We start from the raw sequence: 15,602 nt of genomic DNA, 5'->3' as shown, positions 1-15,602 counted from the left end.
CCGTCCCTTGGGGCTGTCAGGCCTTGGGGCTGTCAGACCGCCGGCACCGGGCCGAGCTGCCCGTCGACGAACTGGGCCAGCGCGCGGACCGTGGGGTGGTCGTGGGTGAGGGAGGCCGGCAGGGGCAGCCGGAAGGTCTGCTCCAGGGCGGCCTTGACCTGCTGGGCCATCAGGGAGTCGAGGCCCAGCGACACGAACTCGGTGGAGACGTCCAGCTCGTCGCCCTCCTCCAGGTGCAGGACGGCGGCGACCTTCTCGCGGACCACGCCGGTGACGGCGGCCAGGCGTTCGGCGGCGGGCAGCGCGGCCAGCGCCTTCAGGTCGAGGCCGGTGCCGTCGTCGTCGGACGCCTGCCGGGCCAGCCGGTCGAAGAACAGGTCGCCGGTGACGCTGCCGGAGACGTAGCGGTCCCAGTCGAACTCGCCGACGATCCGCTGGGTGCGCGGCCGTCCCCACAGCCGGGCCAGGGTGTCCAGGGCCCGGGTCGGGGAGAAGAAGCGGACACCGCTGCGTTCGATCTCCTGGCTGAGGTGCTCCTCCAGGCGGGCCGACATGCCGACCCGGGCCCAGGCACCCCAGTTCACCGACAGGCCCGGCACCCCGCGCCGGCTGCGCCACTCGGCGAGGGCGTCGAGACCGGCGCTCGCGGCGGCGTAGTGGCCCTGGGTGGCACCGCCGAGGACGGAGGCGATGGAGGAGTAGGTGACGAAGAACTCCAGCTCGGGGAAGGACTCCTCGGCGGCCTCGTGCAGCAGCCAGCCGCCGTACGCCTTCGCCGCGAGCTGGGCGTCGATCGACTCCCAGGTCAGCTCGGAGACCAGCTTCTTGTCGTAGGAGCCGGCGGCGTGCACGATCCCGCCGAGCGGGTACGGGCCGGCCGTGACGTGCCGGACCAGGCGCTGGACGTCCTGGGAGCGCGAGATGTCGGCGCGTACGACGTCGATCTCGGCGTCGGCGGCGAGGTCGGCGAGGACCTCGGAGGCCTCGTCGGTGGCCCGGCCGCTGCGGCTGACCAGGGTCAGGTGCCGGGCGCCTAGGGCGACCAGCTTGCGGGCGGTGACCAGGCCGAGTCCGCCGAGACCGCCGGTGACCAGGTAGGTGCGGTCGGCCCGCAGGCCGGTGGGGCCCTCGTCGGCGGGGTCGGTGCGCTCCTCGGCCGGGTCCTCCGGGAGCGTCACCCAGGCGCGTCCGGCGGGGTCGGCCAGGGCGGTGCGCAGGGCCTCGCCGGTCTCGTCGAGGCGGAAGGCGGGCGCGGTGTCGTCGGAGCCGGTGGCGTGCACGACGGCCACGGCGGGGACGGTGAGGGTGGAGCGGAAGGTGCCGTCGTGGCGGACGAGGACCTCGTCGCCGGCCGCGAAGCCGGTGCCGCCGGCGGCGGCGAGTACCGTGCCGCGGGCCAGCCGGCCGAGCAGCGGCGGGGGCTCCTCCCCGGTCGCGTCGGTGCCCTCCTCCTCCGCGCGTTCGGCGCGCCCGGTGTCCAGGGCGGTGCGGGCGTCCTCGGCGGTCAGGCCGACGGCGCGCACCTTGACCTGGACCTCCTCGTCCCCGGGAGCGCGGTCGGCGGCCGCGGCGAGCGCCAGGTCGGACAGGTCGCCGGAGTCCGGGGCGCGCAGTTCGAAGCCGCCGGTCCAGGTGAGGGTGGCGTCACCGGCGAGCAGCCGGCGCACGTAGCGGCGGCCCGGCCGGTGGGCGACCTGGTACTCGCCGGCCGGCTCCGAGCGCCACTCCTCGGCGAGCGGGGCGAGGCCGCTGCCCGGGGCGAGGTCCACGAGGGTGGCCCGGTACTGCGGGTACTCGGTGAGCAGCACCCGGCCGAAGCCCCACAGGGTGGCCGCGCCGAGGTGGCCGCCGTCACCGGCCGGGTCGCCGGGCAGCCACTGGGCGCCCTCGGTGACCAGCCAGAGCCGGGGCGGCCGGGCCGCGCCGGAGGCGTCCAGCGCGCCGACGAGCGCGAGGAGTTCGCGGTAGTTGTCCTCGCACTCGGCGCGCAGCCGGCCGTCGGACATCGGGGACGGCAGCTGCCGCCAGACCCGGCAGACGTCGGTGACCGTGGGGTCCTCCAGGGCCGCCTTGAGGTCGGTGAGGTCGGGCAGCCAGGTGACCTTCAGGCCGGGCTCGGCCGCGAGTTCGGCGGCCCGCACCGCGGACGGGTCGAGCAGGACCACGTGCCGGGCGGGCGCGTTCTCCGCCTCGGGCAGCGCGCGGCGCACCCACTCGGGGCGGTGCAGGAACTGGCGGCGGCCGCCGCGGCCCTCGGGCCGGGCCATGCGCACGCCGAGCAGTTCGGCGACCGGTTCGCCGTTCTCCAGCAGCAGCACGTCGGCCAGTCGCCGGTCCTGCTCGCCGCGGACGCGGGCGAGGACGCGCAGGTTCTCGCCGCGCGGCTTGCGGAAGTGCCGTACGGAGGCGATCTCGCGGGGCACGAAGACCGGGCCCTCGGGGTCGAGGACGACCAGCGCCTGGACGGCGGCCTCCAGCAGTTCGGCCGGGACGTGCTCGACGGCGGTGGCGTCGCGGCCGGTGAGCTCGCCGGTGACCAGGCCGTCCCCGTGCCGGGCGGCGCGCAGCAGCAGCCGCATGCGCGGGCCCTGGGGGCGGCCGACGGAGGCGAGGTCGGTGTAGATGTCCTCGTCGTCGATGAGCTGGCCGCCCGGGGCGAGGCCGGCGTCCAGCTCGGCCAGTTCGGAGACCGGGACCAGGGGTTCGGGGTCGGCGGAGACCACGGCGGTGGCGTGCAGGTTCTCCTCGCCGCCGACGACCGTGAACACCTCCACCTCGGCGCCGCCGCCGGGACGCGGCCGCCAGCGGGTGGTCAGCGCGGTCAGGGTCTCGGCGGGCAGCTCCAGCGGGGCGAGCAGCCTGAGGTCGCGGACGGCGGAGCGGGCGTGGCCCTGGACCGCGTCCTGCGCGGCGAGCAGCAGGTCGACGTAGGCGCCGGCGGGCAGGACGGTGCGGCCGCCGTCGGCGAGGTCGGCGAGGGCGCCCAGTTCCTCGGTGGTGAACTCGGCGTTGAACTCGCGCACCCCGCTGGCGAACCGCTCCTCGACGCCGAGCAGCAGGTGCCGTGCGGTGCCGTTCGCGGCGGACTTGCGGGGGGTGACGGAGGGCAGCCAGTAGCGCTTGCGCTGGAAGGCGTAGGTGGGCAGGTCCACGCGGGCGGGCGCGGGGTGACCGGCGTGGTAGTCGGTCCAGGAGACGGCGAGTCCGGCCGCGTAGTACTCGGCGAGCGCGGTGAGGGTGGTCGCGGTGGTGGTGTCCCGGCGGCGCAGGCTGGCCAGCCACAGGTGGTCCTCGACCGTGACGGAGCGCCGGGCGAGGGCGGTCAGCCCGGCCTGCGGGCCGATCTCGACCAGGGCGTGCCGGCCGCGCTTGGCGACGGCGCGGATGCCGTCGAGGAAGCGCACCGGTTCGCCGATGTGCCGCACCCAGTAGTCGGGGTCGCCGATCTCGCGGAAGCGGGCGAGGCGTCCGGTGACGTTGGAGATGATGCTGATCTTCGGCTCGTGGAAGGTGATGCCGTCGAGGGCGGCCCGGAAGTCGTCGTAGACCTCGGCCATCAGCGGCGAGTGGAAGGCGTGCGAGACCTTGAGGCGGTCGACGCGCACGCCCCGGCCCTCCAGGATGCCGACGACCTCGTCGAGGGCGGCCGTGGCGCCGGAGACGACCGTCTGGTCGGGGGCGTTGATCCCGGCCAGGGCCAGGTCGGGCCGGCCCTCCAGCAGCGGGGCGACCTCCTCGACGGGCGCGGCGACGGCGGCCATGCCGCCCTCGGCGCGCACCGCCTGCATCAGCCGGCCGCGGGCGGCGACCAGCCGGACCGCGTCGGGGAGGCTGAACAGGCCGGCCACGGCGGCGGCGACGACCTCGCCGATGCTGTGCCCGATGAGCACGTTGGGGCGTACGCCCCAGGCCATCCACTGCAGGGCGAGCGCGTACTCCAGGGTGAACAGCGCGGGCTGGGTGTACTCGGTGCGGTCGATCGCCTCGGGGTCGTCGGCGGTGCCGAGCAGCAGGTCGCGCACCGAGCCGTCGAGGTGCTGCGCGAACAGCTTGTCGCAGGCGTCCACCTGGGCGCGGAAGACGGGCAGGGCCGCGTAGAGGGCGGCGCCCATGCCGGCGTACTGGGAGCCCTGGCCGGTGAACATGAACGCGGTCTTGCGGATGCCGGTGGGGCCCTCGTGCTCGGCCTCGGCGGCCTTGTCCAGCAGCTTGACGAGGGCCGCGCGGTCGGCGACGGGGGCGGCGACGCGGTAGGGGTGGTGGGTGCGGGCGGTGTTGGCGCTGTGGCACAGCGCGGGCACCGAGACGTCCGGCCGCTCGTCCAGCAGGCGCCGGTAGTCGGCGGCGAGTTCGCGCAGCGCGGTGGCGTTCTTCGCGGACAGGGTGAACAGCGGTGCGGCGCCGTCCTCGTCGGCCGGGCGGGCGGCCGGCTCGGGGGCCTGCTCCAGCACCACGGCGCCGATGGTCCCGGCGAACCCGAAGCTGTTGACGACCGCGCGCCTGACCTCGGCGTCCCAGGGCTCGCAGGCGGTGGGGATCCGCACCGGGTACAGGTCCCAGGGGATGCGTCCCGAGGGGGTGTTGAGGTTGATGTGCGGGTAGATCGTGCCGGCGCGCAGCTGGAGCACGGTCTTGATGACGCCGACGATGCCGGAGGCGGGCTCCATGTGGCCGAGGTTGGTCTTCACCGAACCGACCAGCAGCGGCTGGTCCTTGGTGTGGGAATCGACGAACACGTCGCCGATGGCGCCGAACTCGATGGGGTCGCCGAGCGGGGTGCCGGTGCCGTGCGCCTCGACGTACTGGATGTCCTCGGGCGCGAGGTGGGCGGCGGCCAGGGCGCTGCGGATGACCTTCTCCTGGGCGGGGCCGTTGGGCACGGTCAGGCCGGCGCTGTCGCCGTCCTGGCCGACGGCGGTGCCGCGCACCAGGGCGAGGATCCGGTCGCCGTCGCGCTCGGCGTCGGAGAGCCGCTTGAGGACGACGATGCCGCAGCCCTCGGCGCGCGCGTAGCCGTCGGCGGCCTCGTCGAAGGTCTTGCACTGACCGTCCGGGGACAGCATCTGGGCGTTGGAGAACATCACCGGGATGCGCGGGTGGTGCAGGGCGTTGACGCCGCCGCACAGCGCGATGTCGGTCTCGCCGGCGCGCAGGGCGTTGGCCGCCAGGTGCAGCGCGACCAGGGAGGACGAGCAGGCGGTGTCGACGCTCATGCTGGGGCCGCGCCAGCCGAGGAAGTAGGACAGGCGCCCGGACAGCGGGAACATGGTGATGCCGGAGGCGAGGTGGCCGTCGAGCTCCTCGTACGGCAGTGAGTCCAGTTCGAGCGCGTAGTCGATGGAGCTGGCGCCGATGTACACGCCGCCGTTGCCGCGGCGCAGCGGCGCGGGGTCGATGCCGGCGTGCTCCAGGGCCTGCCAGGCGGTCTCCAGCAGCAGCCGCTGCTGGGGGTCCATGTAGCGGGCCTCCTTCGGGGAGATGTTGAAGAAGGCGGCGTCGAACGTGTCGATGCGGTCCAGGAACCCGCCGGCCGTGGCGCGGATCTTGCCCTTGTCGTCGGGGCCCTCGGGGGTGAACGCGTCGACGTCCCAGCGGTCCCGTGGGATCGGCCGGATCCCGCTGCGGCCCTCCTTCAGGAAGGCGTCGAACTCGTCGGGCGAGCCGCTGCCGCCGGGGAACCGCAGACCGATTCCGACGATCGCGACCGGCTCGGGCGCCTGCTCAGATTCCTTACGCGGCATGGAACGACTCCTCAAGCTTCCTGAATGGCCTGGGTCAGGTGGTCCACGAGATGGGCGATCGTCGGCTCGTTGAAGAGCACGTTGACGTTGATCGACAGATCCAGGAGCTGTTCCAGGCTCTGCCGTATCTCGGTCAGCCGCAGCGAGGTGAGGCCGAGATCGAAGTAGCTGACGTCGACGGGGAGGTCCTCCGCGTCGTCCATGAGCAGGACGACCCGGAACTTCTCCAGGACGATTGACTCGATCTCTTCGGCGAGTTCACTGCGCGGAAGGTCGCGCAACCGCTCGATCGTGCTGTCGACAGGTGGCATGCGGCCATGCAAGCAGCGCCGACTGACGCCCCACTGACAGCCCGAGAGCGCTCCCGTGGCCGGATCGGTCCGGTCAGTCACGTGTCAGCGCGGGGTCAGATTCCGCTGTCAGGCTCGCATTGCTTCAAGAAATCCACACGCCATATCCGAAAGGCTGAAGATGCTTCGCGAAGCCGCGCAGGAGGAGAGTGCTGAGGCACCTTCCGGATTGAAGAGTTACGACCTCTACATCGCGGGCAAGGACGTCGCCGGGGACGGGTGGGTCTACACCGTCAGCGGACGTTCCCTGCTGGAAGACGTTTTCACGAGCGTCAGCCTGAAGCGCACCCTCGAACAGGACCCCGAGTCCGAGGCGGCCCAGCACCCCTACGTCGTCGGACGGTGCGCGATCGCCGACGACTCCGCCATCGACCTGGCCACCCAGGCGGCCGCCGCGGCCGCCCCCGACTGGCGCGCCGTCCCGCTGGAGCGGCGGATGCGGCTGGGCACCCGGTTCCGCGAGGAACTGATCAAGCACCAGGACGAGTTCCTGCGCATGCTGGTCGCCGAGTCCCACCCCGTGAAGCTGGCCCGCTGGGAGCTGAGCTGCCTGCTGCAGATCTACGCCCCGGGCTCCCTGCGCTGGTACATGAAGCAGATGCGGGTCGAGAAGGAGTACAACGGCCGCAAGCTGATCCTGCACCGCCAGCCGGACGGCGTGGTCGCCTTCAACCCGCCGCAGAACGCCCCGCTGCCGAGCGCCGCCCTGTGCGTGCTGGCGCTGATGGCCGGCAACGCCGTCGTCGTGCGGGCGCCCCGCAGCATCGCGCTGTCCACCATGTGGCTGCTGCGCGACATCGTCGCCCCGCTGCTGGAGGAGATCGACGCGCCGGCCGGTGTGCTGAACGCGGTGTGCTCCAACCCGAAGCAGACCATGGACCGCTGGATCGCGGACCCGCTGATCAACGACATCTTCTACATCGGCGGCAGCCAGGAGGGCCTGCGCTTCGAGCAGCAGTGCGTGGCGCACGGCAAGAAGCCGATCCTCGAACTCGCCGGCAACGACGGCATCGTGGTCTGGAAGGACGCCGACGTGAAGTGGGCGGCCGAGGCCATCACGGAGTCGTTCTACGGCTCGGGCCAGATCTGCATGGTGCCCAACTACGTGCTGGTCCACCCGGAGGTCGCCGAGGCGCTGATCGCCGAGGTGAAGGAGCAGGTCAAGGGCATCAGGCCGGGCCTGCCCGAGGAGGAGGACGTGCTGCTGTCGCCGGTCAGGCGCAGCGAGCGGTTCTTCCGGCTGCTGCGCCAGGCGCTGGACAACGGCGCCGAGCTGGTCACCGGCGGCAACCGCACCGAGGTCGACGGCACGGTGTCCGAGACCGGTGTCTTCCTGCAGCCGACGGTGGTGCGGGTGGACGGCCTGGACCGGGCGCGGACCTACGACGTGGTCCGGGAGGAGACCTTCTTCCCGCTGATCCCGATCGTGGTCCCCGACCGCGACAACGACGACGCGCTCCTGGAGGCGTTCCTCCAGTTCGTCAACAGCAACGACTACGGGCTGCGCAACTCGCTGTGGTCGCGTTCGGACCACGTCATCGAGACGTTCGTGCGCCGGGTCGTCAACGGCGGCCTGCTGAAGGTCAACGACTCCCACATCGGCTTCCTGCCGTACCTGCCGAGCCACGGCGGCACCGGCCGCACCGGCGGCGCGTTCGGCGAGGCCAACTACCCGATGCTCAAGACCTCCCACGTCCAGGGAGTCAGCATCGCCCGCGACGTGAGCCCGTACGACGCGGTCTTCGGCGCCTGACCGCCCGTCCCGAAGTCTCCCGGAGGTTTCCCGTGCGTTCCCTCGATGCTGCCCGGACCGTCTGCGAGCGGTTCCACCCCGGACTGCTCAAGGAGCTGGAGCAGATCCCCTACACCGAGCGGGAGCGGCCCGGCAGCCCGGTGATCGACCTGTTCCGCATCCATGGCGGGGTCGGTCTGCTCATACCCGAGGCCTACGGCGGCCACGGCGCCGCCCCCCTCGAGGCGCTGCGGGTCCAGCTGGCCCTGGGTGCCGTGTCGCCGTCGCTGGTGGCGGCCGTGTCCATGCACCACTTCACCGCCGCCATGCTGTACTCGCTGGCGGTCAAGTCGGGCCGGCTCACCGGCGCGCAGACCGAGCTGCTGCACCGGATCGTGCCGGAGCAGCAGGTGATGGCCTCCGGCTGGGCCGAGGGCCGGACCGCGCAGAACATCCTGAAGCCGGCCGTGACCGCGCGTCCGGTCGAGGGCGGGTTCCTGCTGTCCGGTTCGAAGAAGCCGTGCAGCCTGTCCCGTTCCATGAGCCTGCTGACGGCGTCGATCGCCATCCACGGCGAGGAGGGCGGCGAGCCCGAGCTGGCGCTCGCGCTGGTGCCCGCCGGCGCGCCGGGCCTGTCCGTGCACGACTTCTGGGGCAACGACCTGCTGGCCGGCGCCGAGAGCGAAGAGGTGCGCCTGGAGGACGTGTTCGTCCCGGCCGACATGGTCGTACGGGCCGGCGCCGACGACCCGACGCGCCTCGACGACCTCCAGTCGGCCGGGTTCGTCTGGTTCGAGATGCTGATCTCGGCCGGCTACGCGGGCAGCGCCGCCGCCCTCGTGGAGCAGGTGGTGGAGCGCAAGCGCGGCAGTGTCGAGGAGCGGGCCGCGCTCGCCGTCGACATGGAGGCGGCGCTCGCCCTGCTGGAGGGCGTGGCCCGCGGCACGGGCGCCGAGCCGGGCGACGAGGAGTCGGTGGCCCGGGTGCTGGTCGCCCGGTACGCGGTGCAGAACGCGCTGCCGGACATCGTCGGACGGGCCCTGGAGCTGCTGGGCGGCCTCGAGTTCATCAACAACCCGGCCAGTGCGCAGGTCGCCGCCGCTACTCGGGCGCTGGCGTTCCACCCGCCGTCCCGGATCGCCGCCTCGGAGCCGTTGCTCGCCTACTTCGGCGGCGGGCCGCTGGTTCTGGCCTAGAGCTCGGCAGGCGGAGCTGAGTGGGCTTCTGCGGGCCGGCTGTGGCTGGTCGCGCCCACGCGGCGGTAGCCGCACATCGACAGGGCCCCGCGCCCCTTCGGGGCGCTTCCCCCCACCCGACCTTTTGGAGTGAGCCACACGTGACCGTCATTCAGGACTCGCCGGCGCCGGCGACCGCCGTCGACGACGAGGCGGAGATCCTCAACCTGTACCGGGCCCACCTGAGCAAGGGCCGGGCCACCCTCGCCGAGCTGTTCGGCAGCCACATGGAGGTGGCGTCCGAGGGCGCCTGGCTCACCACCAGCGACGGTGAGCGCTTCCTGAACGCGGGCGGCTACGGCGTCTTCATCATGGGTGCCCGCCACCCGATCGTGATGGAGGAGGTGGAGCGCCAGCTGCGCACCCACCCCACCGCGACCCGCATCCTGCTGGAGCCGACGGTGGCGCGCGCCGCCGAGGCGCTGGTGTCGGTGCTGCCGGCCGGCCTGGACCGCGTGCACTTCGCGCTGTCCGGCGCCGAGGCGGTGGAGACCGGCCTGAAGCTGGCCCGCGCGGGCGGCTTCAAGCGGACCGTCTCGATGCGCGGCGGCTACCACGGCAAGACCCTGGGTGCGCTGTCGGCGACCGCGAAGGACGTCTACCAGGCGCCGTTCCGCCCGCTCATCCCCGACTTCCAGCACCTGCCGTTCGGTGACGCCGACGCCCTGGAGGCCGAACTGCGCGCCCACCCGGGCGAGCTGTGCGTGATCCTGGAGCCGGTCCAGGGCGAGGGCGGCGTGATCATCCCGCCCCGCGGCTACCTCAAGCGGGTCGAGGAACTGGTCCGCGAGTACGAGGGCTTCCTGATCCTCGACGAGGTGCAGTCCGGCTTCGGACGGCTGGGCGAGTGGTGGGGCGCCGACGTCGAGGGCGTCGTCCCCGACGTCCTGCTCACCGGCAAGGCGCTCGGCGGCGGCGTGATGCCGGTGTCGGCGGCCGTCGCCACCCGCAAGGCGTTCCGCCCCTTCGACAAGGACCCCTACGTCCACACCGCCACCTTCTCCGGCCAGCCGGTGCTGATGGCGGCGGTGCAGGGCGCGATCCGGGCCGTCAAGGAGGAGCGCCTGGTGACCCGGGCCATGGACCTCGGCGCCCGGCTGCTGCCGCGCATCGCGGAGGTCGCCCACCGCAACATCCCCGAGCTCGTGGTGGACGTGCGCGGCCAGGGGCTGCTCATCGGCGTGGAGCTGGTCGAGGCGGGCCTCGCCGGCGAGCTGCTGATCGAACTGTTCAACCACGGTGTGGTCGCCAACCACTCCATGAACGGCAGCTCGGTGGTGCGGTTCACGCCGCCCGCCGTGCTGGACGACACCGACGTGGACTTCCTCGTCAACTCCTTCGACCTGGCCACTCGCGACCTCATCAAGGGCGCGGCCAAGATGCCGGAAGGCGGTAACTGATCGTGCGGCACGTCGAACTCGATGCCCTGATACCCGCGGAGCAGGCTGAAACGGTCCTGCACGCCGTACGGCGCTGGGAGAGGTACCCCGACCTCGCACCCCACGTCAACGCGACCACCGTGCACTCCTCCTACCCCGACCCGAACCCCTCCTCCAGCTGGGAGCTGCACTTCCGCAGCGGCCTGCTGCGCTGGACCGAGGACGACACCGTGCTGCCGGAGAGCGGGGAGATCCGCTTCGAGCAGTCCGACGGCGACTTCGACTCCTTCACCGGGACCTGGACCTTCCGGCAGTCCGGACAGGACGTCGCCGTGCGTTTCGACGCCGACTTCGACTTCGGGATCCCGAGCCTGGAGGGGATCCTCGACCCGATCGCCGAGCGGGTCATCAAGGAGACGGTCGCCTGGGCGCTGACCGGCCTGTACCCGGCCGTGCGCATCCAGGGCGGGATCGAACTCACCGAGCCCGCCGCCGTCGGCGCCTAGGGATCGCCGAGGAGCTGACCATGGACCAGGCGAACCCCTTCGAGACACCCCGCACGTACTCGCTGCACCGCGCCGAGTACCTGGTGGGCCTCGCCGTCACCACCGGCATGATCGTCTACCACTTCGGCGACATCCGCTGGCTGCCCGCGCTCGGACTGTTCCTCTACATCGACCTGATCGGCTACATCCCCGGTGCCATCGCGTTCAAGAAGAGCGGCGGCCGGCCGATCCACAAGGCGTACTACGTCCTCTACAACGTCATGCACAGCCTCATCACGCAGGGCGCGGTGGCCGCGCTGTGGTGCTGGCTGGTCAAGCCGGAGTGGGCGCTGCTGGTGCTGCCGTTCCACCTGTTCGGCGACCGCGGCCTGTTCGGCAACTTCATGAAGTCCTTCGCACTGCCCTTCGAGCCGGTGCGCCAGGAGGGCTACCTGCGGCTGCTGGACGACCTGGGCCTGCCCCACCCCAAGCCGGTGGGCCACGCCATGGACCCGGTGCCGGTCGGGCACGTCCCGGCGGCGCGGACGGTCGTACGGGAGAAGGAGGCCGTGCGATGACCACGGCCACGGACGTACGCCGTCCGGTCCGGCAGGACCCGGCCGAACGCCGCCGGGCGCTGTACCACCTGGCGTCGCCGGTGTCGGTGCTCACCACCGGCCCCGAGGACCGGACGCACGGCACCACCGCGAGCACGGTGACCCTGGTCTCGCGCTCGCCCCTGCTGGTCGGGGTCGTCCTGCGGGCGGGGTCGTCCTTCGCCCGGCTGGCCGCCGCCGAGGGCCGGTTCGCGATCAACGTGCTCGCGGGCGACCAGGCCGACGTGGCCCGGCGGTTCGCCGACAGCGGCCGGCCGGACGGCGACGCGGCCTTCGCGGGCCTGGCCTGGACGGCGGACCGGTACGCGCACGCCCCGCTGATCGCGGGCGCGCTCGCCCACTACGTCTGCCGGTTCCACTCCGCGCACGCGGCCGGGGACAGCGAACTGCTGCTCGGACACGTGGTGCGGGCCACCGCGGACGACGGGCTCCCCCTGTTCAGTTACGCCGGCGGGCTGTACGCCGGCTCCCTGCGCCCGGCTAAGGAGGCCGCCGCATCATGACCGCACCCGTAGCTCCGGAGGCGGACTGGGACAAGGCGCCCGGTCTGCTGGACGGCGCCAAGGAACTCACCCTCGGCCCCGAGGAGTGCGACCTCGCCTACTGGATCACCTCGGTGGCCCAGGGCACGCTGCGCGACCGCGGGGTCACCGGACACCACGAGAACGCGGTCACGCCCGGCTTCCTGAAGGCGCCCGGCCCGCTGCGCGAGGCGCTGGTGCTGGAGTTCGGCTTCCGGGCGCTGGCGGAGGAGCTGGCCACCCGGCTGCTCGGCCACTACGTGTCGATCGCGCCGGGCATCCCCGAGATGGAGTTCTACGCCACCCAGCTCATCGACGAGGCCCGGCACGCCCGGGTGTTCCGCCAGCACCTGGTGGAACTGGGCATCCCGGCGAGCACCCTGCTCAGGGACATCGAGGACATGGCGCGGGACTACCGCAAGCGGGTCCTGGACCCGGTGGTGGACTTCACCCTCGACATCGTCCGCGACCGGGCCGACTTCCCCGGCGGGGTCGCCGTGTTCGCCATCATCATCGAGGGCGTGCTGGCCCCGGCGGCCGAGCTGAGCGAGCGCAAGTGGACCCCGCTGTCCCCGGCGACCGGTGAGATCTCGCGGGGCACCGCGATCGACGAGATCCGCCACCTCACCGTGGCCAGCACCATCCTGCGCGACCACGTGGCCCGGCACCCCGAGTACACGCCGCGCCTGCTGGAGATCCTGCGCTCGGGCGTGAAGCTGTGGGACGAGATCCCGGACCGGGAGTTCGTCATCCACCGCGAGGAGCTGTTCCAGCAGGGCATGGCCGAGCACGCCGACAAGATCGGTGACTACGAGGTCTGGCCGGGCGTGCGGCTCCTGGACACCACCGCCGAGCAGCGCTACGACATGGCCGAGCGGTGGACCGACGAGATGGCCGAGGTCCGCATGGAGTACATGGGCCTGCCGGTCGAGGTGCTCTCGTCGGAGGCCGGCGCATGAGCACCGGCCGGGCCGCGGTCGTCACCGGCATCGGGTCGTACGTCCCGCCCAACGTGGTGACCAACGACGACCTGGCCGAACGGCTCGACACCTCCGACGCCTGGATCAGGTCGCGCACCGGGATCGCCGAGCGCAACTTCATCACCCCGGGCACCTCCACCGGCGACCTCGCGGTGGAGGCCGGTCTGAGGGCGCTGAAGTCGGCGGGCGACGAGCGGGTCGGGGCGGTGGTGCTGGCCACCACCACCCCCGACCAGCCCTGCCCGGCGACCGCGCCGCAGGTGGCCGCGCGGCTGGGGCTCGGGCAGGTGCCCGCCTTCGACGTGGCGGCCGTCTGCTCCGGGTTCCCCTACGGCCTGGCCTCGGCCGCGGGGCTCATCGCGGCCGGCATCACCGACCGGGTGCTGCTGATCGCGGCGGACGCCTTCACCACGATCATCAACCCCGCGGACCGCACCACCGCGGTGATCTTCGCGGACGGCGCGGGCGCGGTGGTGCTGCGGGCCGGCGACGCCGACGAGCCCGGGGCGATCGGCCCGCTGGTGCTCGGCAGCGACGGCGAGCTGAGCCACCTGATCGAGGTGCCGGCCGGCGGCTCCCGGCAGCGGTCGAGCGACCGTCCGGTCGACCCGGAGGACCACTACTTCCGGATGCTCGGCCGGGACACCTACCGGCACGCGGTGGAGCGCATGACCGCCGCGTCCACCGAGGCCGCCGAGCGGGCCGGATGGCGTCTCGACGACGTCGACCGGTTCGTCGCCCACCAGGCCAACGCCCGGATCCTGGAGGCCGTCTCGGACCGGCTCGGCATCCCCGCCGAGCGGCAGTTGAGCAACATCGCGCGGGTCGGCAACACCGGCGCCGCCTCGATCCCGCTGCTGCTCGCCGAGGCCACCGCCGAGGGCCGGCTCGCGGCGGGGCACCGGGTGCTGCTGACCGCGTTCGGCGGCGGCCTGTCCTGGGGCGCCACGACCGTGGTCTGGCCGGAGCTGCAGACAACCTGACCGACCGTCAGTCACTCATATCGATTCAGCGGTGCGCGCGGCGCGTACACCCTCGAAAGGAACCGACATGCTGGAGCAGCTCAAGGAAATCCTGTCCAACAAGCTCAAGGTGTCGCCCGAGTCCATCACTCCGGAGGCCACCAGGGAGGACATCGAGCTGGACTCGCTGGCCGTGGTGGAGCTGTCGCTGCTGCTGAAGTCCGAACTGGACCTGGACATCAGCGACGACGATCTCCTTGAGGCCGAGACCGTGGGCGACATGGTCCGGCTGATGGAGGAGCGGAGCGCGAAGGTCTGATGGCCGGGATGGACATCGCCGTCACCGGGCTCGGCCTGGTCACCCCGGGCGGTATCGGGGTCGGGCCGAGCTGGGCGGCGGTCTGCGACGGCAGGCCGGCCGCCGCCCTGGATCCGGTACTGGCGAACAACCCTGTACAGATCTCCTGCCGGGTGCCCGGCTTCGACCCCGAGAGCCTGCTCAGCGCGCGACGCGCGCACCGCCTGGACCGGTTCGTCCAGTTCGCGCTGGTCGCCGCGCACGAGGCGGTGGCCGACGCGGGCCTGGACCCGCAGTCCTGGGACGGCGCGCGGGTGGGCGTGGTGCTCGGCTGCGCCGACGGCGGGCCGGGCACGGTCGAGGAACAGCACCATGTGCTGCGCGAGCAGGGCGCCGACCGGGTGTCGCCGCTGCTGCTGCCCATGCAGCTGCCGAACATGCTGGCCGGTCAGACGGCCATCGAGTTCGGGGCGACCGGGCCCAACCTGGTGGTGGCCACCGCCTGCGCCTCGGGCGCGACCGCCATCGGCACGGCCCGTGACCTGCTCGCCCTCGGCCGCTGCGACGTCGTCCTCGCGGGCGGCAGCGAGGCCATGATCACCCCGCTGGTGATGGCCGGGTTCGCGCAGATGGGCGCCCTGTCCAAGCGGCACGACGACCCGGCGTCCGCCTCCCGTCCGTTCGACGTGGACCGGGACGGATTCGTCGCCGGGGAGGGCGCCGGAATCCTCGTGATGGAACGCGTCGCGGACGCCCGCGCCCGGGGCGCGCACATCCACGGCCGGATCATCGGGTACGGGGCGACCGCCGACGCGCACCACATGACGTCGCCGCACCCGGACGGCACCGGCATCGAGGCCGCCGTACGGGCGGCCCTCGCCGACGCCGGAGCCGATCCGGACGACGTGCAGCACGTCAACGCCCATGGGACTTCGACCCCGTTGAACGACCTGTCGGAGGCCCGCATGATCCAGCGGACCCTGCGCGGGGACCCGCTGGTCACCTCCACGAAGGGAGTCACCGGTCATCTGCTGGGCGCCGCCGGCGCGGTCGAGGCCGCGTTCGCCGTGCTCAGCGTGGAACACGAAGTCATCCCGCCTACCGCCAACCTGGTCATGCCCGATCCCCGGATCGAGGTCAAGCTGGCCCAGACCGTCACCGACATGCCGATCGACCTGGCCCTGAGCAACTCGCTGGGTTTCGGTGGGCAGAACACGTCGCTGGCGATCGCGCCCGCCTAGTCCGCGCCCCTGTGGGGCGCCTCGACAGCCGTCCGCTGAGGATCCTCCGCGGGCGGCTGTT

12 protein-coding genes are annotated in these 15,602 nt (G+C 72.7%); 10 read left to right on the top strand and 2 right to left on the bottom strand.

Annotated elements, in window-relative coordinates; all coding sequences use genetic code 11:
- Positions 1-32: 32 nt before the first annotated feature.
- Both B446_RS28080 and B446_RS28075 read right to left on the bottom strand, forming a co-directional pair.
- On the bottom strand, positions 33-5,741 hold the full coding sequence (locus B446_RS28080) for a type I polyketide synthase (protein ID WP_020942812.1): 5,709 nt from the start codon (positions 5,739-5,741) through the stop codon (positions 33-35).
- A gap of 11 nt (positions 5,742-5,752) precedes the next feature.
- Positions 5,753-6,052 carry an acyl carrier protein gene (locus tag B446_RS28075; RefSeq protein ID WP_043479251.1) on the bottom strand — a complete coding sequence of 100 codons (300 nt, stop codon included), beginning with the start codon at positions 6,050-6,052 and terminating at the stop codon, positions 5,753-5,755.
- Positions 6,053-6,212: 160 nt separating this feature from the next.
- Here B446_RS28075 and B446_RS28070 point away from each other — a divergent pair, with 160 nt between their 5' ends.
- The 10 genes from B446_RS28070 to B446_RS28025 all read left to right on the top strand — a co-directional run bounded on the left by B446_RS28070 (position 6,213) and on the right by B446_RS28025 (position 15,541).
- Positions 6,213-7,844: an aldehyde dehydrogenase family protein gene (locus B446_RS28070; protein ID WP_043476557.1), complete on the top strand. Its 1,632-nt coding sequence runs from the start codon at positions 6,213-6,215 to the stop codon at positions 7,842-7,844.
- A 32-nt stretch (positions 7,845-7,876) separates the two neighbouring features.
- Positions 7,877-9,019: an acyl-CoA dehydrogenase family protein gene (locus B446_RS28065; protein ID WP_020942809.1), complete on the top strand. Its 1,143-nt coding sequence runs from the start codon at positions 7,877-7,879 to the stop codon at positions 9,017-9,019.
- 140 nt (positions 9,020-9,159) lie between these two features.
- Entirely contained in the window at positions 9,160-10,458 is a 1,299-nt protein-coding gene (locus B446_RS28060) for an aspartate aminotransferase family protein (RefSeq protein WP_020942808.1), read from the top strand.
- A 2-nt stretch (positions 10,459-10,460) separates the two neighbouring features.
- A complete protein-coding gene (locus B446_RS28055) occupies positions 10,461-10,943 on the top strand; it encodes a type II toxin-antitoxin system RatA family toxin (protein ID WP_020942807.1) in 483 nt (160 codons plus the stop codon).
- Positions 10,944-10,963: 20 nt separating this feature from the next.
- The gene (locus B446_RS28050) at positions 10,964-11,500 is read left to right on the top strand and encodes a hypothetical protein (protein ID WP_020942806.1); all 537 of its coding nucleotides are present in this window, start codon (positions 10,964-10,966) and stop codon (positions 11,498-11,500) included.
- Complete coding sequence (locus tag B446_RS28045) at positions 11,497-12,042, top strand: flavin reductase family protein (RefSeq protein ID WP_020942805.1); 546 nt, start codon at positions 11,497-11,499, stop codon at positions 12,040-12,042. The genes B446_RS28050 and B446_RS28045 overlap by 4 nt, the downstream gene beginning before the upstream one ends.
- Positions 12,039-13,019 (top strand): hypothetical protein, encoded by a 981-nt coding sequence (locus tag B446_RS28040; protein WP_020942804.1) that lies wholly within the window; start codon positions 12,039-12,041, stop codon positions 13,017-13,019. Before B446_RS28045 ends, B446_RS28040 begins: the two co-directional genes overlap by 4 nt.
- Complete coding sequence (locus B446_RS28035; RefSeq protein ID WP_020942803.1) at positions 13,016-14,023, top strand: beta-ketoacyl-ACP synthase III; 1,008 nt, start codon at positions 13,016-13,018, stop codon at positions 14,021-14,023. Before B446_RS28040 ends, B446_RS28035 begins: the two co-directional genes overlap by 4 nt.
- A 67-nt stretch (positions 14,024-14,090) precedes the next feature.
- Positions 14,091-14,321 carry a phosphopantetheine-binding protein gene (locus B446_RS28030; protein WP_020942802.1) on the top strand — a complete coding sequence of 77 codons (231 nt, stop codon included), beginning with the start codon at positions 14,091-14,093 and terminating at the stop codon, positions 14,319-14,321.
- On the top strand, positions 14,321-15,541 hold the full coding sequence (locus tag B446_RS28025; protein ID WP_020942801.1) for a beta-ketoacyl-[acyl-carrier-protein] synthase family protein: 1,221 nt from the start codon (positions 14,321-14,323) through the stop codon (positions 15,539-15,541). The genes B446_RS28030 and B446_RS28025 overlap by 1 nt, the downstream gene beginning before the upstream one ends.
- Positions 15,542-15,602: the final 61 nt, after the last annotated feature.

It is taken from the genome of Streptomyces collinus Tu 365 (genome assembly GCF_000444875.1).
GTDB lineage: Bacteria > Actinomycetota > Actinomycetes > Streptomycetales > Streptomycetaceae > Streptomyces > Streptomyces collinus_A.
This window is presented reverse-complemented; position numbering and strand designations above follow the sequence as displayed.